The following is a 25,103-nucleotide window of genomic DNA, read 5'->3' as shown; positions in this document are numbered from 1 at the left end:
CGCCTCGCGCTGGGCCGCGCTCGCCGCGTCCCCTTCCCGGTTGCGGCCCGGCGCGGTTCACGGCATAGACCGCGGTCTGACCATGCAATTTCGCGGCGGAATGAATGAGCTGGTTCGCCAGGCGGCGCGCATGCAGCGCAAGATCGACCAGGTGAAGGGCGAGCTGAAGGACCGCGAGGTGAGCGCGACCGCCGCCGGCGACAAGGTCACGGTCGTGGTCTCCTGCGAGGGCAAGCTGCGCCGGATCGACGTCGACCCCGCCTTCCTCGCGAGCGAGGGCCTGGAGATGGCGCTCGACTCCATCGTCGCGGCGACGAACTCGGCGCTCGACACGGCCGACAAGCTCGTCGAGAGCGAGATCGCCAAGGTGACCGGCGGCGTCAAGCTCCCCGGCATGCACACTTGATCGCATTGCGTCCCCCGGCCTCGCCCCCCGGCTCCTCGAAGGCCCCGAACGGCGGCCGGGCCGCGCCCGCGGCCGGCTTCCGCGGCGCCCCCGGCGGCCTGCCCGGCCGGCTGTCGCGGGTCGCCCAGCTGCTCGCGCGCCTGCCGGGGGTCGGCGAGAAGACGGCGCAGCGCTTCGCCCTCTTCCTCGTGACCGCCGGCGAGGACACCGCGCGCGAGCTCGGCAGCGAGCTCGCGGAGCTCTGCGATCACATCCGGCCGTGCGTCCGGTGCGGCAACATCGCCGAGATCGACGAGGACGGCCAGGCGCTCTGCGCCATCTGCCTGGACACGCGGCGCGACGGCGCGCTCCTGTGCGTCGTCGCGCGCGTCCAGGACCTCCTCGCGATCGAGCGGAGCGGGGCCATGCGCGGACGCTACTTCGTGCTCGGCCGGCTCCTCTCGCCCCTCGAGGGCGTCGGCGCCGAGGAGCTGCCGCTCGAGGCGCTCCGGGCGCGCATGCGCGACCCCGAGCAGCCGGTGCGCGAGGTGCTGGTCGCCACCCCGCCGTCCGTCGACGGCGAGGCGACCGCGCTCCTGCTCGCGCGCGAGCTCGGCGCCATGGGGATCCAGGTCACGCGGATAGCCAGCGGCGTGCCGCACGGGGGAGATCTGGAGTTCGCCGACCAGGTGACGCTGGGGCGAGCCATCGAAGGCCGGAAGAGCTTCGGCTAGAGGGAACCGCGAAGAGCGGCCCGCGCCACGTGCGAACGGGCCGGGGCGGGCGGGCCTTCCCCACGCCGGGGCGCTCCATGATGCAGAGGTCGACATGTCCAAAACCGCAATCACATCCGATCGGGCCCCGCGCGCCATCGGGCCCTACTCGCAGGCCGTCAGGGCCGGCGACCTCGTTTTCTGCAGCGGCCAGATCCCGATCGACCCCGCGACGGGCGAGCTCGTCGCCGGCGGGATCGAGGCGCAGACAGCCCAGGTGATCAAGAACCTGAGCGAGGTGCTGTCCGCGGCCGGCGCGAGCTGGAACGACGTGGTGAAGACCACGATCTACCTCACGAACCTCGCCGATTTCGCCGTCGTCAACCAGGTGTACGGGGCGGCCGTCGGCGGCGTGCTGCCCGCGCGGGCGACGGTGCAGGTGGCGGCGCTGCCCAAGGGCTCCGCCGTCGAGATCGAAGCTGTTGCCCATCTTTCGCGATAATCGGGGAGCCGCGGCCGCGGTCCCCATCTCCAAAATGTCCCCGGGAGCCTCGACATGAGCACAAAGAACGAGAGCGAGAGCACGGAGCGGACCGCCAGCGCAGTTCCCGAATCTGCGCACGAGGGCGCCCCCGATGCAGAGAGCGCAGACAAGCCGCGCGCGCGGCGGGTCGTCCGCTCGGCGAGCACGTCGGTCAGCGCGAGCAGCGCGAGCCGGGCCGACGCGGCGCCGGAAGGCGCGCCGCCGGCCGCCGGCGAGGCGCCGCGTCCCCCCTCGGCGAAGGCCGCCGCGAAGGAGCCGCAGGGCTCGCTGCTGGACCTGATCGCGCCCCGCAAGCGGCCGGCGCTCGCGGACGCGCCGCCGCCGGCGACGAGCGAGGACGCCGCGCCGCCGCCCACCGTCGCGCCGCGGGTGGTCCGCGACTACCGCGCGCCCAGGCCCGAGCGGACCGCCGCGCCCTCCGGGGGCCCGAGGCCCGACCGCGGGCCCAGGCCGGATCGCGGCCCGCGGCCCGACCGTGGCCCCCGGCCGGATCGCGGCCCGCGGCCCGACCGTGGCCCGCGGCCCGACCGTGGCCCCAGGCCGGAGCAGGGACCTGGCGCGGCGCAGGGCGCCGGTGCGGAGCAGGGGGCGAGGCTCGACCGCGGCCCGCGGCCCGACCGTGGCCCGCGGCCCGACCGTGGTCCCCGGCCGGATCGCGGCCCGAGGCCCGACCGCGGCCCGCGGCCCGATCGCGGCCTCTCGGCGCGGCCGGTCTCGGAGGGCGGGCGGCCGGACAGCGGGCGCCCGCAGGGCCCGCGGCCCGGGGCGCAGGGCGCTGCCGGCGCGGAGGGACGAGCGCCCGCCGCGGCGAAGCAGCAGAGCCAGCGCATGGTGACCGTGGTCGGGCAGGGCGCGACCGCGACGGTCGTGACGGGCAAGGACTCCCGGCAGCAGCAGGGAGGCCCGGCCAGGCCGGCGCACCTCCTGTTCGCGCTGCCGGCGGCCAAGGCGAAGCAGGTCGCGGCCTCGGACAAGCCGGCGCTCACGGCGCGCGAGGCGCTCAGCGCGCGCACCGCGAAGGCGAAGCAGGCCGCGGCGGCCGCGAAGAGCAAGGCCGACAGCGGCGCGCGACAGGAAGGCGGCGCGGGCGCCGAGGCGGCGAAGGTCGACTTCGACGCCGAGGTGCTCGCGGCGGGCTGGGACCGGGCGCTCGAGGCGCTGCGGGCCGCGGGCGACGCCGCGCCGGCGCTTGTCGACGCGTGGCTCGGCGCCTCCAACGTCGAGGCGATCGCGGCGGCCGCCGAGGCGGAGGACGCCTCCGGCGCGGCCCGCAAGGCGGCGCGGCGCGCGCTCAACGTGCTGAAGTCGCGCGGGGCGGCGATCCCGACGCGCCCGCGCGTGGTGCGGCTCGCGGACGACCGCGCCGAGGTGGTCGAGGCGACGCTGATCCCGCCGGACTCGAGCGGGACCGAGGCGATCGCGATCACGAGCCGCGACACGAGCGGCCGCTACCGGATCGCAGAGGTGATCGTGCGCGAGTCGGTCGGCGTGCTCCACGCCGGCGCGGGGTGGCTCAGCGGCTCGCAGCTCAAGGAGGGCCGCGCGCGCGCGTACGACAACCTGGGCACGGCGCCCGTGCCCATCTCCCTGGAGTGGGCGCGCCACCGGATCGCGGCCGCGAAGCGGCAGAACGCAGTGTCGGGGCAGGTCGTGCCGCTCGGGCTGGAGGGATGTCGCGATCTCATCGAGCCCGCGCCGGAGGCCGAGCCGCGGCACCCGGTCGCCGACCTCGAGGAGAGCCTGACGGACGAGCTGGTGGCGGCGCAGGTCGCTGGCTCGGCCGCCCTGCACGACGAGCCGGAGTTCCGGCACTGGCTGCCCGCGCGGCCGGCGCTCGACGAGCTCCTGCAGAAGGTCGGCCAGCGGCTCGGGGCCGCCGGGGTGCGCGATCCCCAGCTGGTGAACACGGCGCTGCGGGAGGAGGTCGAGCTCGCGACCGATCGGTTCTTCTCGCCCGAGGTGCGCGGGCAGCTCGCGACGCGGATGCGGAGCAGCGCCGTCTCGCTGCGGGCGCGCAAGGGTGACGCGGCGGCCACCACCGCCCTCGCCGTCGCGCGCGCCGTCAAGGAGGCCGGGCTGATCACCGCGCCGCCGCGCGAGATCCCGTTCCTGGCGGCGTTCTTCCAGAAGGCGCTCGGCGTGCTCGCGCAGCAGGGCGGCGGGCAGCTGCGCGTGCCGGTCCCGGCCGGCGCGGCGCCGGGCGGCGCGGAGGCCGCTGGCGCGGGCGCCGAGCCGCAAGGCGCAGAGCCGCAGGGCGCCGAGGGCCAGGGCGGCGAGGCCCAGCAGCCGGCCGGCGGCTGATCGGGAACGCCGGCCCCGCCGGAGGCTGATCCGGCGCGCCGGCCCGACCGGCGCGCCGGATCGATACAAAAGCCAAGAGGCGAGCCCGGGTCGACCCGGCGCTCGCCTCTCGGCTTTTGTGCAGGCGGAGCTATTTCACGACGATCGTGATGTCGCCGTTCTCGGTGAGGAGGTCGAGCTGGCCGCCGTCGCCGTCGCCCATCGTGTACGACTTCCCGGCGCTGTTCGCGGCGGTCGCCCACGTCGAGGGGAGGCCCTGCTCGACGATGTCGCCGTTGAGCGTCTCCGCGGTCATCGTCCCGTCCACCCCCGCCGGCACCGCGAGCTCGATCTCGCCGTTGCCGCTCGAGATGGAGCCGTCCGAGCTGCTCCACGCGTCGAGATCGACGAAGACGCTGCCGTTGTCGGTGAACACGTCGATCGCGCCGCGCGCGCCGACCACGTCGATGCTGCCGTTGTCGCTCAGGACCGTGGTGCCGCGGGACGGGGAGCCGTCGAGGTCGACGTCGACGCTGCCGTTGTCCTGCTCGACGCGGAGCACGCCGTCGAAGTCGGCGGGCAGGACGACATGGATGTCGGCGCCGAGGTACCCCGAGGCGCCCGACCGCTGCTCGGCCGAGATGACGACGTCGCCGTCGGTGATCGCGGAGAGCTTGAGGTCCTCCTCGATCTCCCGCACCGCGAGCTTGTTCTCGTCCTTCTTGCGCATCGTGAACGGCGAGAACGTGACCACGACCTCGCTCACGTCCCCGGTGCGGACCTCGACGTCGCCGTTGTCGCTCACGATGCGGACGCCCTGGGTCGGGAGGTACTCGACGCGCGCGCTCTCGTCGCTGCCCTCGTAGCGGACGAGGGTCTCGGCGGTGATCGAGTTCTCATCGGTGGTGACGGCACACCCGGCCGCCGCCGCGGCGGACGCGGCGCAGACCAGGAAGCAGGCGATTCGAAGCGAGCGATTCATCATGGATTCCTCTCGGACAGATTGTGTGGCAGGCGAGGATCGGGCCCCGCCCCATCCGACCGCGCAGGCAGCGTGCCGGCCCGTTTCTTGGACGCGCGCGACGGACGGCACATCAGGGAGCGCAAGAATCCGACGCGGTCGGTCCGCCGCGGGGGCTCAGGGCACCTCCCACGGGAGGTGCGCCTTACCAAGACCCACCTTCTCGCGGAAAGCGGCGTGCAGCGCGCGGGTCCTCGGGCCGGGAACGCCCGCTCCGATGGGGTGCGCGTCCACACGGACGACCGGGACGATCTCGCGGAGGCTCGAGGTGATGAACACCTCCTCGGCGGCCAGGAGCCGGGACATCGTGACCGGCTCGCAGCACACGGGCATGCCGAGCTCGCCCGCGACATCGATCACGTTGGCCCGGGTGATGCCGACCAGGATCCCCGCCTCCTTGGGCGGGGTGATCAGCAGGTAGCCCGGATCCTCCGCGCCCTCGTGCGCCGGGGGGCGCCGCTCCACGAGGAAGACATTGGACGTCGTCCCTTCGACGACGTGGCCCGAGGGGTCCAGGATGAGCGCCTCGTGCGCCCCCGCGGCCCGCGCCTCGCGCAGGGCGAGGAGGCTCTCGAGGTAGTTCGAGATCTTCGCGCCCGGCGCCGCGTCGCCGGCGCGCTGGGTGTGCGTCGTGATGACCGAGATGCCGTCGCGGTAGAGCGCGCCCGGCAGCGGCTTCAGCGGCTCGACGAGGACGACGCGGAGGGGCGCGCCCGCGAGCGCGGGATCGAGCCCGAGGGGGCCGCTGCCTCGGGTCAGCATCACGCGGACGTAGCTCTCGAGCGGCGCCGCGGCGCCGGCGTCGGCCGCGGAGCCGGCCTCGGCCGCGGCCCGGATCAGCGCGCGCACCTCGCGGCCGAGCTCGTCGCGGGGGATCGGCAGCGCGATCGCGATCCGCTCGGCCGAGCGCTCGAGGCGCGCGAGGTGCTCGTCCAGCGCGAACGGCTCGCCGCCGTACGTGCGGATGGTCTCGAAGACGCTATCGCCGTAGAGGAAGCCGCGGTCGTAGACCGAGACCCTGGCTTCCTCCGGCCGGAGGATGACACCGTCGATGCTGACAAGCCGCGTCACACGGCGAGATTACGTCACTTCTTGAGCTGCGCCAGGAGCTCCTTCGCGGGGGCGAAGTCCCTGTCGTTGTCGAGGGCGCGCTCCAGCATCTGGATCGCCTTCTTGTCGTCGTTCTGACGGTGGCTGATGACGCCGAGGTAATAGAAGACCTCGCCCTTGCTGATCGGCGCGCCCTCGTCGAGCTTCTGGAGGAGCAGGGCGCGGAAGGTCTTCTGCGCGCGATCGATGTGCGCCGCCTTCGCCGCCGCGTCCTCGGCCGACTCCGACAGCTCCAGCGCCAGCACGCCGAGGTCGCGGAGGATGGCGATCGAGCCCGGGTCGATCTTGAAGGCGATGTCGAGCTCGGCGAGCGCCCGGTCCCGCTGCCCCTCGGCCAGGTAGGCCTTTGCGAGGCGGTGGTGGATCGCGGCGAGATCCTTCGAGCGGCGGCCGCCGTAGGACTCGACGATCTGCTGGAGCGCCTCGGCGGCCTTCTGGCCGCGGCCCGAGGCGCTGTAGGCGTCGCACAGCGCGAGCAGGAGCTCGCGATCGCCCGGCACGAGCTCGGTGGCCTTGACCAGGAGGTCGGCGGCGCGCCCGGGATCGTTCCGCTTCGACAGGTGGATGCCCGCCGCCTTGCGGTAGAGCGCCACCTTCTCGGCCGGCTGCGCGGCCGTCTCCGCGTCGCCGGTGATGAGATCGGCGAGCTCGGTGAAGGCCTGCTGCTTCTCGTAGAGCGCGAGGAGCTGCTTCCGGATCTCCTGCGCCGACGAGTCCGCCGCGAGGCCGCGCTCGAGCACGCGCCGGACCGCGCCCTCGTCGCCGAGGGACCGGTGCAGATCCGCGAGCCGGAGCGCCGTGCTCACCGCCTCCGCGGAGCGGGCGTCCTCGAGGATCACCTCGAGCCGCTGCGCCGCCTCGGCCTTCTCGCCGCGCTGCTCGTGCAGGCGGGCCAGCGCGAGGAGCGCGCCGGGGTGGCGCGGCTCGCGCTCGAGGACGGCACGGTAGGTCTCGATCGCCCGCGCCGTGTCGTTCAGGCGCGTCTCGTAGACCTCGCCGAGGCGCACGCTGTACGAGAGCTCCGCCGCGACGTCGCCGCGGTCCTTCGCGCGCTCGATCTGCGTGACGAACAGGTCCGACAGCTCCTGATCGCGGCCGGTCCGCTCGAGCAGCTGCGCGAGCAGGACCGTCGCCTTCTCGTTGTCGGGCTGCTCGTCGAGGACCGCGCGCAGGTGCTCGGTCGCCTCGCTCACGGCGTCGAGCCGCGAGAGGCAGATCTCGGCGCTCTCCAGGCGCAGCGCCGACCGGGCCTCGGGGGACTCCGCGAGGTCGGTGAGCCGCTCGAGCAGCGCGAGCAGCTCCTTGTGCTTGCCGGCCTTCGCGTAGAGCTCGCGCAGCGCCGTCGCGGCGCGCGCGTCGCCCGGATCCGCCTCGAAGAGCGTCTCGTAGAGCTCGATCGCCGCCGCCTCGTCGCCGAGCTTCTCGCGCGCGACCGCCGCGGCGGCGTGCCGCGCGTCGCGGATGCGATCGGCCTCGGCGTAGAGCTCGGACTGGCGCACGAGCAGCCGGAAGACCTCCTTGTGGTCGCCCGCCTCCTCCCGCACCTTCGTGAGTTCGGCGAGCGCCCAGGTGTCGCCCTCGTCCGCCGCGATCATCTCGCGCAGGATCGCCTCGACGAGCTCCCGGTCGCCCAGCGCGCGCTCCGCGAGCTCCTTCGCCTCGCGCCGGAGCTCGCCCGCGGCCCCCTGCATGCCGTCGAGCGCGGCGATCCGGCGGAGCGTGCCGATGAGGTCGCGCTCGCGCCCCGGCGCCCGCTGGAGCTCCTCGATCGAGCGCAGGATGTGCTCGCTCGTGGGGTCGTGGATGAGCGCCGCCTCGTACGCCGCCTCGGCCGCCTTGGCGTCGCCGACCTTGTTCTTCTGCCACTCGGCGATGCGCATCCAGAGGTCGCGCGCCGTGTCGCCGTCGAGCTCGGTCCCGGCCCGCACCGCCCGCTCCAGGGCGGACGCGGCGCTCGCCCAGCCGCCCGTCAGCGGGGCGAGGCGCTCGATCTCGCCGAGCACGTCCGGGTCCGACGGGTCGTCGGCGAGCGCCTTCTCGAGGGTCTCCAGCGCCGCCCGCGGGTCGTTCGAGCGCACCTCGAGCACCTTGGCCAGGTCGAGGCGCATCCGGATCCGCTCCACGCCGGTCGGCGCGAAGCGGATGCGCTTCTCGTAGAGGCGCGCCAGCGCGGCGTTGTCGCCCCGCGTGCGGTAGACGCCCTCGAGCGCCTCGGCCGCCTCGTCGAAGAGCGCCGGGTCCTCCGTGAGCGCCTCGAGCGCGGCGCTCGCCCGCTCGTGATCGACCGCGCGGTCGAGCGCCTGCCGCAGGGTGTTCAGGCCCTGCGACTTGTCGCCGAACGACTCGATCTGGATCACCGCGAGCCGGTAGAAGAGGTCCGCCTGGTCGCGATCGCCGGCCGTGACGGCGACGCGGCGCTCGAGCACGTCCGCGAGCGCCTTCTCGTCGCCGAGGCGGCCGTAGAGCCGGTCGAGCGCCTCGAGGAGCTCCGGCGCGTCGCCGGCGTGCTCGACGGCCTTGGCGTACGCCTGCGCGCTGCGCCGGTCGTCCTTGAGCTTCTCCTCGGCGATGCGGCCGATCCGGAGGAACAGGTCCTTCGCGATCGTCGCGTCGAACGTGGCCGCGGCGCGCTGCGCGAGCGCGTCGCAGTAGCGCCCGAAGCCGTCCGTGCGCTCCGCCAGCCGCTCGATCTCGCCGTGCAGCGACGCGTCGTCCGGCGCGTCCTCCAGGGCGCGGAGCAGCGCCTGCTCCGCCTCGATCGGCCGGCCGAGCTGCAGGTCCTGCACCGCCGCGATCGCCCGGAGCGTCTCGGCGCGGTCCGCCGGCTCGGTCTGCGCGCGGAGGCGCAGCTCGAGCGCGGCCGCGAGCTCCTCGTGGCGGCCGGCCGCGCGGAGGACGGGCTCGAGCACCTGGGCGGCGTCGAGGCGCAGCTCCTCGCGGCCCTCGCCGATGGTGCGGACCGCCTTGATGGCGTGGTCGTTCACCGCGTCCTCGTCGAGGACGAGCCGGTACTGCTCGATCGCGTCGCTCGGGCTCTCGAGCTCCCCCGCGTAGAGGTCGCCGATCGCCGTCCGCAGCTTGATCCGCGCGTCCCTGTCCGTGGCGGCGCTCGCCTGGAGCATGAGGTTCGACAGGAGCTCGTCCCACATCCGCTCGGCGCGGTAGAGGCGCTCGAGCGAGGAGAGCACCGCCGCGTCGCCCGGCTTCGCGTCGAGCGCCGCGTTCAGCGCGGTGATCGCGTCGCGCGGGCTCGAGAGGTCGCGCTCGTAGCGCTCGGCGGCGCGCACGTTGAGGTCGTAGCGCAGCTCCTCCTCGTCGGCGCCCGCGAGCTCGACGCGGCGGCCGTAGAGCTCCACCAGCCGGCTCGCGGCGCCGCGCGGCTCGTGCAGCTCGATGAGCGCGTCGATCGTCATCGCGCTCTCGGGATCGAGCTCGAGCGCCCGCTCGTACGCCTGGATGGCGCCCTCGGTGTCCTCGAGCATCTCGAGCTTCGTCTCGGCGATGCGCCGGCAGATCGAGGCGTTCTCCTCGTCCGACGCCATCTCGCTCTTCTTCTCGAGGACGGCGATGAGCGTGTCCCAGTCGCTGAGGAGCACGGCGAGCGTGTCCATCTGCTCGAGCGGCTCGGGGTCGCTCGGGTCGAGCGCGGACAGCCGCGCGTACGCGCGGAGCGCCCGGCGCGGGTCGTCGATGCGCGTGTCGTAGACCTTGGCCAGCGACGAGAGCAGCTCGCGCTTCGTGAGCTCGTCGGACGTGATCGTCACGCCCTCCTCGAGGCTCTCCGAGAGCTCCTCCCAGGCGCCGAGCTGCTCGGCGAGCCGCTCGAGCTCGCCGCGCGTCTCGCCGTCGTCCGGATCGAGGCTGAACGCCGTCCGGGTCGCGTCGAAGGCGCGCAGCTCGTCGCTCCCCCGCGTCTCCCAGAGCTTCGCCGTCTCGCGGAGCACCCCGACCTTCTCGCGCGCGTCCGACGCGAGGCCGAACCGCTCCTGGTTGAGCCGGATGAGCTGCCGCCAGTCGTCCGCCCCCTCGTAGAGCGGCCGCAGGATCTCGACGACCCGCGCCTTGTGCTGCGGATCCTGGATCAGCGCCTCGAGCGCCCGGATCGCCTCGGCGTGCGTCGGCACCTCGCCGACGATCGCCTCGAGCTGGTCGATCGCGCCCGCGGTGTCCTCCAGGCGCGTGCGCAGGAGCTCCGCCAGCGCGAGCCGGTAGGGCGCCGCCCGCTCGCCGTTCGGGGCCGCCTCGGCCCGGCGCAGGTAGAGATCGGCGAGGTCGCGCGGCCGGTCGAGCTCGCGGTAGAGCTCCGTCAGCGCGTCGAGCGCGCGGGCGTCGTCCTCGTCGACGTCCAGCGCCGCGCGGTAGGTCTCGATCGCGCGCGCGGGCTCGCGGAGCTCCGTCCGCTCCAGGCGCGCGATCGTGTGCAGGGCGTCGAGCCGGTCCTCGTCCTTCCGGTAGTCGAGCGCCGCGCGGTAGAGCTGGATGCGCTCGGCGTGGCGCCCTTCCTTGATGAGCAGCCGGTCGATCGCGTCGAACAGCTCGCGCGAGTCCGGCTCGAACTCGTGCGCGCGCCGGTACCACTTCAGCGCGTCGGCCACGTCGCCGAGCTCGGCGTAGAGCTCGCCGGTGCGGCGGCTGAGCTTCGCGCTCGCCGCGTCGTCCGAGGTGAGCTCGCCGAGCTCCGCCGCGTAGATCTCCGCGAGCCGCCGCTCGGCGCTCGCCACCTTCGCGAGCCGCTCGAGCTCCGCCCAGACCCCCTCGTCGGTGAGGTCCTCGTGGAGGAGCTTCGCCACCGTCTCCAGGGCCGCGCGGTAGTCCTCGAGCTGCTCCTCGTGCAGCGTCGCGAGCCGCTGCAGGAGGTCGCGGCGCTCGACCGGGTCCTGGCTCGCGGCGAGGCGCGCCTCGAGCGCGATCTTCACCCGGTTCCAGTCCGCCCGGCGCAGGTACACCGGCTCGAGCATCTCGCCCGCGCGCGCCCGGTGCTCGGCCTCGGCCGAGCCCTCGAGGATCGCCTCGAGCAGCGACACGGCGCCCTCGTGCGCCGGGTCGATGAGCAGCGCCTCGGACAGCTCGTCGAACGCGCGCTGCACGTCGCCCGTGTGCCGGTGCGCGACGAGCGCGATCTTCACGTGCAGCTCGGCGAGGTCGCCGGCGCGCACGTCGAGCTGCCGCTCGTAGAGCCGGATGAGGTCCTCGAAGCGCCCCGCCTCGCGGTAGAGGCTGTCGAGCGCCGCGATGGCGTCCGGGTGGAGCGCGATGTCGAGGATCGTCTCGTACGTCGCGATCGCCGCCGCCTGGTCCCCGAGCGGGCCCCGCTCGAGCTCCGCGATCCGGAAGAGCAGCCCCGTCTTCTCCTCGTCGCTCTCGGCGTTCTCGACGCGGAGCTTCAGGATCTCGAGCAGCCGGCCCGCGTCGTTCGCCTCGCCGTAGAGCTCCTCCAGCGCGATCATCGCGCGCCGGTCGTCGCCGCGCGCCTCGAGCGCCTTCTTGTACTGCTCGACCGCGAGCTCGCGGTTGCCGAGCTTGTGCCGCGCGAGCTCGCCGACCCGGAGGCGGACGTTCTGCTGCACGTCGCCGTCGAGGATGTCCGGCGCGATGCGCTGGAACAGCTCGCACACCTCGGACCAGCGGCCCGTGGCCTCGCCGAGCCGCTCGACCGTGGAGATCCAGGTGGTCACGTCGGGCTCGCCCGCCGCCTCGCGCACCCCGCGGAGCGCGTAGCCGAACGCCCGCGACGTGTCGCCGAGCGGCCCCTCCGCCGTGCGGAGCGCCTTCTGCAGCGTGGCGAGCCGCTCGCTCGGGAGGTCCGAGGTCTCGACCTTGATCTCCAGCACCCGGAGGAGGCGCTCGGCGTCGCCGTCGGCCTCGTAGAGCGGCTCGAGCGTCTCGGCCGCGTCGCGCCGCGCGTCGTCCCGCTCGAGCATCGCCTCGAGCGCCGCGCGGCAGCGCGCGTTCGACGGGTCGAGCGAGAGCGCCTGGCGGTACGCCTCGAGCGCGCCCGCCGCGTCGGCCTGGTGCAGCCGCCGCACGTCGCCGAGCCGCGCCAGAAGATCGAGCCGGGCGGGCGTCTCCGTCGCGAGCGAGAGGTCCGTCTCCAGCGTGTCGGCGAGGTCGACCCAGCGCTCGTCGAGCTCGTAGAGCTCCTCGAGGGCCGCCAGCGTCGGCCGCTCCGGGCCGAACTCGTCGAGCACCGCGCGCCAGGCGTTGATCGCCTCGGGCACGTCGGCGAGCTTCTGCGCGAGCGTCTCGGCCGCCTTCGTCATCGCGCGGCGCCGCTCGTCCGCGTCCGCGGTCGACTGCTCCCGCGCCCTCAGGACAGAGACGAGCTCCCGCCACTGCGAGGTCCGCTCGTAGAGCCGCTCGAGGGCCGCGAGCGCCGCCGTGTCGGCGCTGTCGTCGCCGAGCCGCGCCTGCCAGGCCTCGATCGCCTTGGCCGGGTCGTCGAGCACCGTCTCGTAGAGCGTGCCGATGCGCTCGTAGAGCGACCGCCGCGTCTCGACGTCCTCCTCGAGGCGCACCTCGATCGCGAGCACGCCCGCGAGCGCCTGGTGCTGCTCCTTCGCCGCGTAGATCCGGCCGAGCGCCTGCGCCGCCGGGATGACCAGCGCCGGATCGGTCGGATCGATCCCGAGCACGCGCCGGTAGACCTTCTCGGCCCGGTCGGCGTCGCCGAGGAGATCCTCGCAGATCCTCGCGACTTCCATCAGGATTTCGCCGCGGATCGAGGCCGTCCCGCACGCGTCCGCGGCCGCCGTGAGCACCTCGGCCACCTGCTCGTGCTCGCCGAGGCGCCGGCCGATCTCGATGAGCCGCTCGCGCGCCGCGAGGTCCTCCGGCTCGAGCGGCAGGAGCTCCGACAGGCTGGCGAACGCGCCGGCGTCGTCCTTGAGCCGCTCGTCCTGGAGCACGCTGACCCGGCGGAGCAGCTCGCGCCGCTCCGACTCGGTCTCGGCCCCCTCGCGCCGGATCTCGAGGACCCGCACGAGCTGCCGGATCTCGTCCCGCGCCTCGTACACCGCCTCGAGCACGCGCGCCGCCCGCAGCCGGAGCGCCCCGATGTCGAGCAGCCGCTCGACGAGCTCGCGCGCCTTCGGGTCGTTCTGCCGGATCCGCAGCACGTCCTCGAGGTGGCCGAGCGCCCCCTCGGGCTCGTGCAGCCGGTCGAGGTAGATGCTGCCGAGCGACAGCTTGATCTCCACGCTCTCCGACTCGGTCGCCGTCTTCAGGCGCTGCTCGAGGAGCGCCGCGAGGTCGCGGAAGCGGCCCTCGCGCTCGTAGAGCTTCTCCAGCGAGTCGAGCGCCGCCGTGTAGAACGGGTCGAGCTCGAGGATGCGCTCGTAGTAGCCGATCGCCTTCGCCGCGTCGCCGATGATCTCCTCGGCGATCAGCGCGACCTCGTTGAGCAGCTCGATGCGCTCCGCCTGGTCGGTCGTGCCCTTGGCGGCGCGGTCGTAGAGCTCCTCGAGCTCGCCCCACCGCTCGGCCGCCGTCAGGATCTGCTTCAGCCGCTCGAAGGCGCGGTGGTTGTTCGGGTCGAGGTTCAGCACCCGCTCGAGGTACGGCCGCGCGCCCTCGGGGTCGCCGAGCTGCTCGTCGTGGAGGCTCGCCGCGCGCTCGCAGAGCTCGACCTCCACGGCGCTGCCGAGCACCTTGTCGCCCTCGGTGCGCCCCGCGACGAGGTGCACGCGGTAAGCCTCCGCGAGATCGGTCGGCCGGCCCGCGCGCCGCGACAGCTCCGCCGCGCGGTCCCAGAGCTCGAGGTCGTCCGAGAACTCGTGCAGCGCCCGGAGCAGCGCGTCGAACGCCGTCCCCGCCGCGTGCAGCTTCGTCTCCTCGACGTTCGCGAGCGTGACGTAGAGCTCACGCCGCCGCGCCGGATCGCGCTCCGCCTCGAGGATGACCCGCAGGGCCATGGCCTCGCGCCGGTGGTTGCCTGTCTCGGCGTACTCGATCGCGAGGACCCGGGCCGCGCGCACGCGCGTCTCCGGGCGCTCGACGAGCCGCGAGAGGACGGCGATCGCGTCCGGGTCGTGCGCCGCGAGGTCGAGCGCGCGCACCGCGGCCTCGAAGGCGTCCGCCGGCCGGTCCAGCCGGTCCAGGTAGAGCGACGCGAGCTCGATCTCGCGCCGCGCCCTGTCGTCGCCGTCGCTGACGTCGCGGTGCGTGGCCACGATCTCGGCCGCCGCCTCGTACTCGCCCGCGGCGATGAGGAGCCGCGAGAGCACCCGCAGCGCGTGGACGCGCCCGGGCGTGAGCGCGATGACCTTGCGCAAGAGCTCGATCGCCTTGGCCGGGTCGCCGAAGACCTCCTCCTCGAGCGTCGCCCACTCCTCGAGGATCTCGGCGCGCTCCTCGCCCTCGACCTGGCTCGCCCTGAGGTCGAACAGCCACCGCAGGTCCTCCTGCCGCTCGTTCGCGCGGAGGAGCGCGTCGAGCGCGCGCACCGTGCCCTCGTCGGACGGGTCGTCCTGGACGAGGCCGCGGTAGACGGTCACCGCCTCGTCGAGCTTGCCCATCTCGCGCGCGTACACCTCGGCGAGCTTCAGCCGGAGCGTGCGCTGCACGTCGGTCGTGAGGTCCGTCGCCGTCCGGAGCCGGCCCTCGACCGCCTCGACGAACGGCCCCCACGAGCCCGCCGCCCGCGACCAGGCCTCGAGCAGATCGAGCCCCTCCTCGTCGGGCTGGAGCTCGTAGGCGCGGCGCGCGTAGCCGAGCGCGCTCGGCTTGTCCGAGAGCGGGCCGCCCGTCACCGCCGCCAGCTTGCGCAGCATGCCGACCTGCGCCTCGGCGTCGTCGGTCGCGTCGAGGAGGATCTCGTAGAGCGCCGGCAGCCGGGCCCACTTCTCCTCCTCCTCGTAGATCGGCACGAGCGCCGCGGCGGCGCGCGCGTCCCGCGGCGAGACGCTGAGCACGCGCTCGTACGAGCGCGCCGCGCGCTCGGGCGCCTTGAGCTGCTCCTCGAAGATCCGCGCCGCGCGGAAGGAGATGTCGAGCTTCGTCGCCGGGTCGGTCGCCTTGTCCGCCGCGCCCGAGAGGAAGTCGACGAGCCCCTCCCAGTCGTTCTGCGAGGCGTAGAGCTCCTCGAGCCCGTCCCAGTCGCCCGCGGCGAAGTACGCGTCGCGCAGGACGCGGAGCGCGCGCGCGTGCCCCGGCGAGAGCGTGAGCACGCGCCGCCACGTCCGCGCCGCCTGGGCCGCGTCCTTGAGGCGCTCGGCGTACACGGCGCCGAGCTTCTGCAGGGAGACGAGGCGCGCCGCGTCGTCGGGCGCGAGGTCGACCCGCCGCTCGAGCACCTCGGCGACCGTCGCGAAGTCCTTCTCGCGCTCGGCCTGCTTCTCCAGCGCGTCGAGCACCCCGGGGGCGTTCGAGTCGAGCTCGAGGATCCGCTTCTGCAGCGCGATCGCGTCCGCGCCGCGGTCGAGCCGCTCCGCCGCGAGCTTGGCCATCTCGCCGAGCAGCTCGATCTTGGCGGCGCCCTCGGCGCTCTCGAGCTTGCGCTCGTAGAGCGAGTAGAGCTGCGGCCAGGCGCGCCGCTTCAGGTAGAGCTCGCGGAGCTTCTGCTGCGCCTCCTCGTCGATCGGCTCGACCGTGAGCAGCGCCTCGTACGCGGCGATGGCGTTCTGCACGTTCGAGAACTGGTCGAACCAGCGCCGCGCGACGGCGCGGTAGAGCCCCGCCTTCTCGGCGCGGCTCTCGGTCAGCTCGGCGAGGCGCTGCTGGTACGAGAGCAGGTCGCGCCAGCGCCCGAGCGCCTCGTAGATGCGGGTGAGCTCCCGCACCGCGTCGACGTCCTTGTCGTCGAGCTGGACGATCTGGGTGAGCACCGTGACGAGCGCCGCGTCGTTCTTGGCGCGGTCGCGGTAGATCCCGGCGATCTCGCGGAGCACCGCGACCCGGCCGGCGACGTCGTCGGCGGGCGTGCGCTCGAGGTCCTGCCGGTAGAGCTCGACCAGGGCGTTGTACCCCTCGGTCTGGAGGTAGAGGCGCTTCAGGGCGTCGCGCGCCTGGCGGTTCTCCGGGTCGGTCCGGAGCACCGACTTGTACTGCTCGATCGCCTTGGCGGCGTTCTCCTGCGACTCGGCGAGGCGCGCGAGCTCGGTGGCGATGGCACGCTTCTCGGCGCCGTCGGGCAGCGCGCGCTGCGCGTCCGTGAGGATCGTCGTGAGCCGCGGCTTGTCGCCGCGCTGCTCGAGGACCTCGCGGTAGAAGTTGAGCATCCCGGCGTGCGCGGCGTCGGCGCGGCGCACGCGGTCGAAGTAGGGCTCGGCCGCCTGGGGCTGGCCGCGCATGCGCCAGTGGACCATGGCGATCTGCACGAGCATGCCGAGCTCCTCGCCCGGCTTGACGCCGCCGCTGCGGAGCTGGTCCTCGTAGAGGGCGACGAGGCGGTCCCAGTCGCCCGCGGCGGAGTACGCCTCGGCCAGGAACGAGAGCGCCTCGGGCTGGCCGGGCGACAGGTCGAGCACCTCCTCGTAGGCCGCGACGGAGCGGGCCGGATCGTTGAGGTGGGTCCGGATGGTGCGCGCCGCGCGGAGGCCCGCGGCGATGCGGTCCTCCTTGAGCTGGGCCTCGGCCTTGACGAGCGTCTGCACGCGCACGACGGCGTCCCAGTCGCCCGCGGTGGAGAAGGCGATCTCGGCGAGGTTGGCGGCGCGGCGGTTCTTCGGGTCGAGCTGGAGGGCGAGCTCGATCAGCTCGGGGACTCGCTCGCCGAGCTCGGCGCGGCCGTAGCGGTAGCCGATGTCGGCCGCGCTCGTGTAGAGCGCGCTCTTGAAGGTGCCGTCGGTGGCGCCCTCGGCCTCGGCCACGTACCGGTCGACGAGGTCGCGCCACCGCTCGCGCTTCGAGGCGTCGGTCTCGAGCGCCTCGGCGGCGGCGTCGTCGTCGGGGCGCAGCTCGAGCAGCCGCTTGTAGGCGGCCGCGGCGCGCTCCACGTCGATGAGCTCCTCGTGGTAGACGCGGGCGAGCTCCGCCTGCATCGCGCCCTCGACGGCGCTCCCGGCGGCGAGGGCGATCTCCAGCTCGAGGAGCCGGGCGACGGCGTGCCACTCGTGCCGCTGCTCGTGCCGCGCGCGCGCCGCGCCGAGCAGGCGCTCGACGTCGCCGGCGCCCGCGCTGTTGGTCGGAGCGGTCACGCCCTCCGCGAGCTCGTTCCAGGCCGCCTCGTTTTCAGGCTCATCCTGCAGACGCCCAAGGGCCATCCGAATCGTCTCAACGCTCATCGTCTCTCCGCGGACCTCGCGAGATCGGTCCGGTCCGTTCACGGGCCGGGCGAAGATAGCCGGGCGGACGACACGGTTTCAAGGATCGTCGCCCCCGCGGGGCTGGAAGCGCGGGCGGAGCTTTCGCGCGCTTCTGCGCCGGGGACGTCCGCGGCCGCCGGGCGGTGGATCGGGGTCCGCGTCCGCGTCCGCGGCTGCGGGCGAGGGCGGTTCACCGCGCTCTCCGCTTCGGGTATCAACCGCGGCCATGGAAGCTACGACGATCAAGCGCTTCGGGGTGATCGGCGCGGGCCAGATGGGGCGAGGCATCGCCCAGGTCGCCGCGGCCGCGGGCCTCGAGGTGGTCCTGTGCGACGTCTCGAGGGCGCTGGCGGAGTCGGGCAAGGCCCAGATCGCCGCCATCCTCGCGAAGCAGGTGGACAAGGGCAAGATGGCCGCGGAGGAGCGGGAGGCGCTCCTCGGCCGCGTCGCGGTGGCCGACGGCATCGCCGGCCTGTCGGGGGTCGACCTCGCCGTGGAGGCGGTGACCGAGAGCTTCGACGTGAAGAGCGGGATTTTCAAGCTCGCTGACGCGGCGATGCCGAAAGGGGCGATCCTGGCGTCGAACACGTCGTCGATCTCGATCACGCGGCTCGCGGCGGTGACCAGCCGGCCTGAGCTGGTCATCGGGATGCACTTCATGAACCCGGTGCCGCTGATGAAGCTGGTCGAGCTCGTCCGCGGGGTGCAGACGTCGGACGCGACGTACGAGGCCGTCCGGGCGCTCGCGGTGGGGCTCGGCAAGACGGTGATCACCTCGAAGGACCAGCCCGGGTTCATCGTGAACCGGATGCTGATCCCGTTCCTCAACGAGGCGTGCTTCGCGCTCCAGGAGGGGCTCTCCACGCCCGAGGACATCGACGCGGGGGCGCGGCTCGGGCTGAACCACCCGATGGGGCCGCTCGAGCTGGCCGACCTGATCGGGCTCGACACGGTGCTCTCGATCGCGGAGGTGCTCCACCGGGAGTTCGGGGACTCGAAGTACCGGGCGCCCACGCTGCTGCGGAACCTGGTGGCGGCGGGGTGGTACGGGAAGAAGAGCGGGCGGGGGTTCTACGTGTACGACGACAAGGGGCAGAAGAGCGGGCGGGCGGTTTAGCCGGCTGCAGCGGAGCCAGCGGGGGAGGGGGCGCCGCGCGGGGGGGCCGGCGGGGGCCCCTCCCACAAACTCGCGCCTTTTGGGGGGCTATTGCCGTGGGAACGGGTGGGTCGGTCCGGGCGCGAGACGCACGGAGCGGGCCGGCGCTCGGGTTTGTGGGGCCCTACCCCGCCGGCCCCCCCGCGCGGCGCCCCCTCCCCCGCTGGCTCTCTCCAGCGGGAGGGGTGGATTTGTGCAGCGGTGGCCGCGCGCGAGGGAGACGGGCGATCAGGAGCTCATGGGCGCCCGAGAGACGGCTGGGCTTGAGCAGCCGGGGGGGATGGCCGCAAGGCGGCCAGCGCGGCCTGGTAGACGGCCTGGAAACGAGGCTGCTCGGGCGCGAGCTCGGCGGCGCGCTTCAGCGGCTCGAGCGCCTGGTCCTTGTGGCCTTGCCGGACCAGGGCGAGCCCCAGCGAGTGGAGCAGCTCGGCCTGCTCGGGAAGGCGGGTAACGCCGCGGCGGAGCAGCGCGACGCCGTCCGCGTCGCGGCCGAGCTCGCGATAGAGGTCGGCGAGGTTCACGTAGGTGGGGACGTAGCCGGGCTCGATGCGAAGCGCGGCGAGGTAGGCCTGCTCGGCGTCACGCGGCTTGCCCGTGCGGGCGAAGACGAGGCCCAGGTTGTTCTGGGCCTCGGCCCGATCGGCGTGGAGGGTCTGCGTGGCGATGTACTCGCGCAGCGCTCCGTCAAGGTTCTGCGCGGCGCGCTCGGACGGGGCGCCGAGGTCGACACCCGCGAGCACGCGCGCGGCTTCGGCGCGCACACCGCGCACGGGATCGACGAGGAGCGGCGCGGCGACGGCCGCGATGCGACGAGGGTCGTAGCTCCCCAGCGCGCCGAGCGCAGCGCGCCGTAGCAGCGGGTCGGGATCGGCGAGCGCGGAGCGGAGGACGGCCAGCGACGCGGCCGTGGGGGCGACGCGCAGCGAGGCGAGCGCGGTGGCGCGCGCGATGGCGGGAATGGCGCTGTCGGTCGCGAGCTGCTGGAGCTCAGCGGCGACGGCCGGGTCGCCGGGCGCGGTGCGCGCGCGAGCGAAGACCTCGGCGTAGGTCTGGTAGCTCTGCGCGGGGCGGCCGAGCCAGGCTCGCACGGCGTCGGCAGCCCAGCTCGCGGGCTTTTGCCCGTGGCAGTCAGCGCACGTGTTCGGGATCCCGAGGCGGACCGAGAGATCCGGCCGAGGCACGCGGAAGCCGTGATCGTGACGGACATCGACGCCCATGTACGTGCGCGCCGGCATGTGGCAGTCGACGCAGCGCGGAGCAGCGGGCGCGCTGGGCGCGGCGCTGGCGGGCGCGGCTGGCGTCGCGGCGGTGCTCGCGGCGTGGTGGTGATGCGCGGGGACATCGAAGCGCGCCGGCTCGTGGCAGGACGCGCACACGCCGTTGCCCTCGGCGCGCAGACGGCCGGAGTGCGGCTCGTGGCAGTCGCTGCACGTCACGCCGGCGTGCGCCATCTTGCTCTGCTGGAACGAGCCGGAAGTGAAGACTTCGTCGCTCATCACGCCGTCAGGCGTGTAAAAAGGCTCGGTCAGCAGCTCGAGCGCGACGCTGTCGAGCAGCGGGGCGCCGTGGCGGAGCGGCTGCGAGAGGGTCTCGCGGCGGCTGTGGCAAAACGCGCACGTGGCGCTCTCGGTGCCGCTCGAGGGGCCCTTGCCACGCTGCGCGGTGCCGCTCGGCAGCCGCGTCCACGTGGCGTTCTGACGCTCGTCGAAGCGCACCTCGAGGCCCTTCGAGGGGTCCGGCGTGCGAGCCTCGGTCCAGTCGAGGTGGCGCGCGCCGCCGCCGTGGCAGCCCTCGCACCCGACGCTGATCTCGGACCAGGTGGTGGTGAAGCGGTCCGCGGCCGCGTCGTATCCTTTCGTGACGTGCGTCGAGTGGCACTCGGCGCACATGTGGTTCCAGTTCTGGCTGGCCGCGGTCCAGTGCAGCACGTCGCCGGCGCGCACGCTCTCGCGCTCGTGCAGGTGATACCAGCGCTGCCCCCCGCGTGCCCGGGGGCGCGAGTCCCACGCGAACGGCAGCGCCTGCAGGCGTCCACCCGGGCCGGCAACGAGGTACTGCTGGAGCGGCTCGACGCCGAAGGTGTACAGCACCTCGTAGCGGTGCAGCTGGCCATCGGGGCCGTCCGTGGTGACCCAGTATTTCCCGTCCTGGTGCTCGAAGCGGTGGACTTGACCGGCGTAACGCAGGCGCGCCCCCTCGAAGTTCCCGAGCACGGTGGCAGCGCTCGCGTGCTGCATGGCCCGCGCATGCTGCGAGCCCTGCCACGCGGCGTGCTCCTCGGCGTGGCACGGGGCGCAGCGATCGCTGCCGACGAAGCCAGTCGCTGCGCGCTCTGGCGAGCGCTCCGTCGGGCCTACCGGCGTTGCGGCAGCTGACGAGGCCTCCGCGGCGTCGCCGTGCGCCGCCCCGGGTTTCGCCCTCGCAGCGCTCGCCGTGGAGGCGTCGGCCGGCGTGAGGGCGGGGGCGCCCGCGAGCGCGCGCCAGACCACGAGCCCGGCGAGCGCCAGGGTCAGGGCGGCGATGGGCCACCAGCGAACGAGTCGGGAATCAGCCATGGGCGGAGCGGAGGCGAGCACCGCCGCGAGACCCGGGTCGTGTCGTGCAGAGACGCCCGGGTCTCGCGTGCGGCAGGGTGAGCGGTTACTCGGTGAGGATGACCCTGCGGTCGGCGGCGTACTGCGTCCACGCGGCGGCGAGCTCGGCCGCCACGTCCGGATGAGCCGCGGAGACGTCGTTGATCTCGCCGCGGTCGGCGGCCAGATCGTACAGAGTCCAGGCGCGCGGCGTCGGGCCGTAGGGCGCGCTGAGCCACAGCAGCTTCCAGTTGTCGCGGAGCACGTAGCGGTGGTTGCCGTGCTCCCAGATCAACGTCTCACCGGGCGCGCGCACGACGGTCGCCCGATCCTCGAGCACCGGCAGGATCGAGCGCCCGCTGATCGGCTCGACTCCCCTGCCCTTGTAGGTGCTCCCCGGATCGGGCACACCGGCCAGCTCGAGCACGGTCGGCAGAAAATCGATCACGTGCGTGGTTCCGTCGAACTGCGGCCTGGACTCGTGCTGACCCGGCAGCCGGGCGATGGCCGGAACGGCGATGCCGCCCTCGCTCGTGTAGCTCTTCCACAGCCGGAACGGCGTGGCGCTCACCTCGGCCCAGCGGGGTCCGACGCCGATGTACGACCCCGGTCGACCCAGGTTCTCGAGCGTGTTCACCACCGGCCCGGATCGGCTCGGGTCGGTTGCGGCGAAGCCCTCGCGATTGCCACCTTCCGCGCCGTTGTCGGACTGGAAGAAGATGAAGGTGTTCTCGTACTCGCCGACCCGCTTGAGGTACTGGATCAACCTGCCGATGTTGGCGTCGAGGTTCTCGACCATGGCGGCGTAGATCTCCATGCGCCGCGCCTCGTAGGTCCTCTCCTCCGGCGTCAGCTGTTCCCAGGTCTTCGGGTGGCTGCCTTCGCTCGGCAAGCGAGGATTCGGCGTGAACGACGCGGGGATCACACCGCGGCTCTTGAGCCGCTCGAGGCGCTGCTCGCGGATGGCGTCGTAGCCCGCGTCGTAGCGGCCGCGGTACCTGTCGATGTACTCTGGCGGAGCCTGAAGCGGCCAGTGCGGCGTGGTGTACGTGGCGAACGCGAAGAACGGCTTGCCGTCGGCGCGGTTGCTCTCGATGTACTGAATCAGCTTGTCCGTGTAGAACTCGGTCGCGTAGAAGTCGCGCGGCGGCTGCGTGTACACGCCGTCCTCGCGATAGAGCTGACCCTGCGCGGTCGTGGGCGGGTCGGAGAACTCGTTGAAGAACGCCGCCACGCCGGGGAGCAGGACGTACGATTTCTCGAAGCCGCGCGCCGGCGGACTCTGATCCTCCTGGTCGCCGAGGTGCCACTTGCCGGCGATGTACGTGTGATAGCCGGCGTCTCTCAGGATCTCGGCGACGGACAGCGCGTTGTCGGTCAGGTGGCCCTCGTAGCCGGGCTGCCCTGCCTGCGGTCCAGTACCACCGCCCATGCGGCCCAGCCCGACGGCGTGGCTGTCCGTGCCGGACACCAGCATCGCGCGGGTCGGCGCGCACAGCGATCCGGAGCGGTGCCCGGTGAGGATGCGGCCTTCGGCGGCGAGCGTATCGAGGTTCGGGGTGCTGATCTCGCCGCCGAACGCGCCGAGATCCGAGAAGCCGAGATCGTCGGCCACGATCGTGACGATGTTGGGCAGCTCGACGCCCGCGCCGCCCCCGCCCGCAGCACCTCCGGCCCCGCCGGCGCCGCCCGAGCCCGCTGCACCGCCGCCGCCTTCGCCCGCAGCACCTCCGGCCCCGCCGGCGCCGCCCGAGCCCGCTGCACCGCCGCCAGCGCCCGCCGCGCCGCCTTCGCCCGAGTTGCCACCTCCGCCGGCGCCCGTCGCGCCGCCGGTGCCGCCTTCGCCCGAGTTGCCACCTCCGCCCGTCGCGCCGCCGGTGCCGCCTTCGCCCGAGTTGCCACCGCCACCGGCGCCGCCCGTCGTGCCCGTGGTGCTGCCGGCGCCAACCGTGGAATCGCCCGATCCCCCGCTCGAGCTGCCGGTCTGACCGGCGCTGCCGCCGCTGCCCGAGCTGTCGTCGCTCTCGCAGCCGATCGGGCCGAGCAGCGTGGCGAGCAACCAGGGCCCGCTCGCGAGCGCCGAACCAATCCATCGATGACGTTCGAAGAACCGCTTCATACATGTCTCCTTGGGAGTGCTGAAAGCAGCCGCATGAAGGAGTCGAACGTCGTCGGCGCGAGCGCCCGCCGTTATCCTGAAGGACGCCTCGGCTCGCGCGCTGGCGGAGCTCCGCCGGGCGCGCCTCGAGGAAGGGCGGACTCTGACGGTGATGAGCCGCGTGGCTCGGCCGTCACGACGAACGGCAGCGCGGCGCGTCGCCATGGACGCGGGCGCGCTGCCTCGCTCTGTTCTCCGCGCCGCAGCTCGCGCCGCGGCGCATGCGGCTAGCTACAGCAAGAACGCCAGGTGCTCGCTCGACAGCACGCCCCCGCGTGAGACCCGAACGTCCGCGCGGTAACGAGGAAAGTGAACATTCGTCCGTTATAACGGAAGTTCGGGCGTTATACAAGACGATTCGCCACCACAAAAGTTCGCGGCCCGAGTTCGTACCTGGTTGCACGGGACGCCTCGCCGGGTTGCCGAGCTGGAACGCCTGCTCACCGCGCCGCGCGGCATCTGCCGGGCTCACGTGTCCCTCGCTCCAGCGGCGCATCGGGGCTGATCGTTCTGGAATGATCATTCCAGAATGCGCCGCTGGGCGGGGACAGGTGGGCTCGAGCCTCGGGCCAGCCCCCGCCGCGCGGCCGACAGCGGCTCCTCGGGCCAGGCATGGCAGGCGCGAGCGGGCACGACATGGCGCCTTTCCCGGGGAACGGCGGGCGCTTCCCCCCGGCGCGGCGCGCTGCTAGCCACGGTCCATGACCGCTCAAGAACAGCAGCCGGGGGCGCCTGCGCGCGGTCCCCTCCAGTTCGTCGCCGTCGAGCGCACAGGCCACGTCGCCACCGTGACCATCCAGCGGCCCGACAAGCTCAACGCCCTGAACCCCGCCGTCCTCGGCGAGCTCACCGCGGCGTTCCACGAGCTCCTCGCGCCCGCCGAGGGCGACGAGGTCCGCGCGGCGGTGCTGACCGGCGCCGGCAAGGCGTTCGTCGCCGGCGCCGATATCGCCGAGATGGCGGCCATGAACAGCATCGCCGCGAAGCGGTTCGCCGACGCCGGCCACCGCCTCGCCGACCTCATCGAGACCGCCCCTTTCCCCGTGATCGCCGCCGTCAACGGCTTCGCGCTCGGCGGCGGCTGCGAGCTCGCCCTCGCCTGCGACTTCATCTACGCCGCGGAAGGCGCCAGGCTCGGCCAGCCCGAGGTGAACCTGGGCGTCATCCCGGGGTTCGGCGGGACCCAGCGATTGCTGCGCCGGGTCGGCGTCGGCCGCGCGCGCGAGCTCGTCTATTCAGGAGACATGATCACCGCCGAACAGGCGCTCGCCATCGGGCTCGTCAACGCCGTGTTCCCGGCGGCCGAGCTCCTCGCGCGCGCCCGCGAGACCGCCCTCAAGATCGCCTCGCGCGGGCCGCTCGCCGTCGCCGCCGCCAAGCGCGTCATCCTGCGCGGAGAGAGCCTCGACCTCGCCGCCGCCAACGAGCTGGAAGCCCAGGCGTTCGCCGCCCTCTTCGGCAGCGACGACCAGAAGCTCGGAATGAAAGCGTTCCTGGCGAAATCGAAGGCTGAGTTCACCGGGAAGTAACGAGCGGCCAACCAGAAGGTAACCAACCAGAAAGCAAAAGACCGCGTCTCATGCCGGAAGGGGGGACCCGACATGAGCGCGGCAGGTGAACCGCGCCTGAACATCGAACGTCCACCGCGGTGTGCAAGGAAAGACCGCATGCGTGCCGGGCTGGGGGGCTGCGCCGGCGCGCATGCGGTGAGCAGAGTGTGGCACCCGGAAGCGCGCTGTCGATCACAAAGTGCAAGGCATGCGCGCCAGTGAGCGGATTGCTCACGGCGTGAAGGCAACCAGGCGACGACGCGACGCGCACACCGGCGATATCCTGAAATGCACGTCCGAGCCGGGCATACTCATCCGCAGAGTTCAGCGTTCGCGCGATGAGCTCCTCGAATTCTGAGAAAAGAGAACACCA

General features: G+C 73.4%; 11 protein-coding genes. 6 read left to right on the top strand and 5 right to left on the bottom strand.

Going from position 1 to position 25,103, the window contains the following annotated elements:
- Window positions 1-82: 82 nt before the first annotated feature.
- The 4 genes from WME85_RS02320 to WME85_RS02305 all read left to right on the top strand — a co-directional run bounded on the left by WME85_RS02320 (window position 83) and on the right by WME85_RS02305 (window position 3,943).
- Window positions 83-406, top strand: a complete 324-nt coding sequence (locus WME85_RS02320) for a YbaB/EbfC family nucleoid-associated protein (protein WP_437307394.1) — start codon at window positions 83-85, stop codon at window positions 404-406.
- Window positions 403-1,119, top strand: coding sequence for a recombination mediator RecR (recR, locus tag WME85_RS02315; protein WP_437834915.1), 717 nt, complete (start codon window positions 403-405; stop codon window positions 1,117-1,119). The genes WME85_RS02320 and recR overlap by 4 nt, the downstream gene beginning before the upstream one ends.
- A 94-nt stretch (window positions 1,120-1,213) precedes the next feature.
- Complete coding sequence (locus tag WME85_RS02310) at window positions 1,214-1,600, top strand: RidA family protein (RefSeq protein ID WP_436624726.1); 387 nt, start codon at window positions 1,214-1,216, stop codon at window positions 1,598-1,600.
- Between the two features lie 54 nt (window positions 1,601-1,654).
- Complete coding sequence (locus tag WME85_RS02305; RefSeq protein ID WP_437834913.1) at window positions 1,655-3,943, top strand: hypothetical protein; 2,289 nt, start codon at window positions 1,655-1,657, stop codon at window positions 3,941-3,943.
- A gap of 130 nt (window positions 3,944-4,073) precedes the next feature.
- Here WME85_RS02305 and WME85_RS02300 read toward each other — a convergent pair whose 3' ends face one another.
- From WME85_RS02300 to WME85_RS02290, 3 genes are all read right to left on the bottom strand, one after another.
- Window positions 4,074-4,907, bottom strand: a complete 834-nt coding sequence (locus WME85_RS02300) for a hypothetical protein (protein WP_437834911.1) — start codon at window positions 4,905-4,907, stop codon at window positions 4,074-4,076.
- A 153-nt stretch (window positions 4,908-5,060) separates the two neighbouring features.
- Window positions 5,061-6,014 carry an aminotransferase class IV gene (locus tag WME85_RS02295; protein WP_437834910.1) on the bottom strand — a complete coding sequence of 318 codons (954 nt, stop codon included), beginning with the start codon at window positions 6,012-6,014 and terminating at the stop codon, window positions 5,061-5,063.
- Window positions 6,015-6,028: 14 nt separating this feature from the next.
- Window positions 6,029-17,251 carry a tetratricopeptide repeat protein gene (locus tag WME85_RS02290; RefSeq protein ID WP_437834908.1) on the bottom strand — a complete coding sequence of 3,741 codons (11,223 nt, stop codon included), beginning with the start codon at window positions 17,249-17,251 and terminating at the stop codon, window positions 6,029-6,031.
- 268 nt (window positions 17,252-17,519) lie between these two features.
- On the opposite strand from WME85_RS02290, the gene WME85_RS02285 reads away from it, so the two are divergent.
- Complete coding sequence (locus WME85_RS02285; protein ID WP_437834906.1) at window positions 17,520-18,410, top strand: 3-hydroxyacyl-CoA dehydrogenase family protein; 891 nt, start codon at window positions 17,520-17,522, stop codon at window positions 18,408-18,410.
- A gap of 275 nt (window positions 18,411-18,685) precedes the next feature.
- Here WME85_RS02285 and WME85_RS02280 read toward each other — a convergent pair whose 3' ends face one another.
- Both WME85_RS02280 and WME85_RS02275 read right to left on the bottom strand, forming a co-directional pair.
- The gene (locus WME85_RS02280; RefSeq protein ID WP_437834904.1) at window positions 18,686-21,004 is read right to left on the bottom strand and encodes a multiheme c-type cytochrome; all 2,319 of its coding nucleotides are present in this window, start codon (window positions 21,002-21,004) and stop codon (window positions 18,686-18,688) included.
- Between the two features lie 85 nt (window positions 21,005-21,089).
- The gene (locus WME85_RS02275) at window positions 21,090-23,141 is read right to left on the bottom strand and encodes an arylsulfatase (RefSeq protein ID WP_437834903.1); all 2,052 of its coding nucleotides are present in this window, start codon (window positions 23,139-23,141) and stop codon (window positions 21,090-21,092) included.
- A 740-nt stretch (window positions 23,142-23,881) separates the two neighbouring features.
- Here WME85_RS02275 and WME85_RS02270 point away from each other — a divergent pair.
- On the top strand, window positions 23,882-24,709 hold the full coding sequence (locus WME85_RS02270; RefSeq protein WP_437834901.1) for an enoyl-CoA hydratase/isomerase family protein: 828 nt from the start codon (window positions 23,882-23,884) through the stop codon (window positions 24,707-24,709).
- The last annotated feature ends 394 nt before the right edge of the window (window positions 24,710-25,103 follow it).

The organism is Sorangium sp. So ce1153 (assembly GCF_051521595.1).
Classification (GTDB): domain Bacteria; phylum Myxococcota_A; class Polyangia; order Polyangiales; family Polyangiaceae; genus Sorangium.
This window is presented reverse-complemented; position numbering and strand designations above follow the sequence as displayed.

What these genes read in the sequence shown, in the direction of transcription:
- WME85_RS02320 (WP_437307394.1), top strand. Translation starts at nt 83, where the DNA reads ATGCAATTTCGCGGCGGAATGAATGAGCTGGTTCGCCAGGCGGCGCGC.
- WME85_RS02310 (WP_436624726.1), top strand. Translation starts at nt 1,214, where the DNA reads ATGTCCAAAACCGCAATCACATCCGATCGGGCCCCGCGCGCCATCGGG.
- WME85_RS02305 (WP_437834913.1), top strand. Translation starts at nt 1,655, where the DNA reads ATGAGCACAAAGAACGAGAGCGAGAGCACGGAGCGGACCGCCAGCGCA.
- WME85_RS02300 (WP_437834911.1), bottom strand. Translation starts at nt 4,907, where the DNA reads ATGATGAATCGCTCGCTTCGAATCGCCTGCTTCCTGGTCTGCGCCGCG.
- WME85_RS02290 (WP_437834908.1), bottom strand. Translation starts at nt 17,251, where the DNA reads ATGGCCCTTGGGCGTCTGCAGGATGAGCCTGAAAACGAGGCGGCCTGG.
- WME85_RS02285 (WP_437834906.1), top strand. Translation starts at nt 17,520, where the DNA reads ATGGAAGCTACGACGATCAAGCGCTTCGGGGTGATCGGCGCGGGCCAG.
- WME85_RS02280 (WP_437834904.1), bottom strand. Translation starts at nt 21,004, where the DNA reads ATGGCTGATTCCCGACTCGTTCGCTGGTGGCCCATCGCCGCCCTGACC.
- WME85_RS02275 (WP_437834903.1), bottom strand. Translation starts at nt 23,141, where the DNA reads ATGAAGCGGTTCTTCGAACGTCATCGATGGATTGGTTCGGCGCTCGCG.
- WME85_RS02270 (WP_437834901.1), top strand. Translation starts at nt 23,882, where the DNA reads ATGACCGCTCAAGAACAGCAGCCGGGGGCGCCTGCGCGCGGTCCCCTC.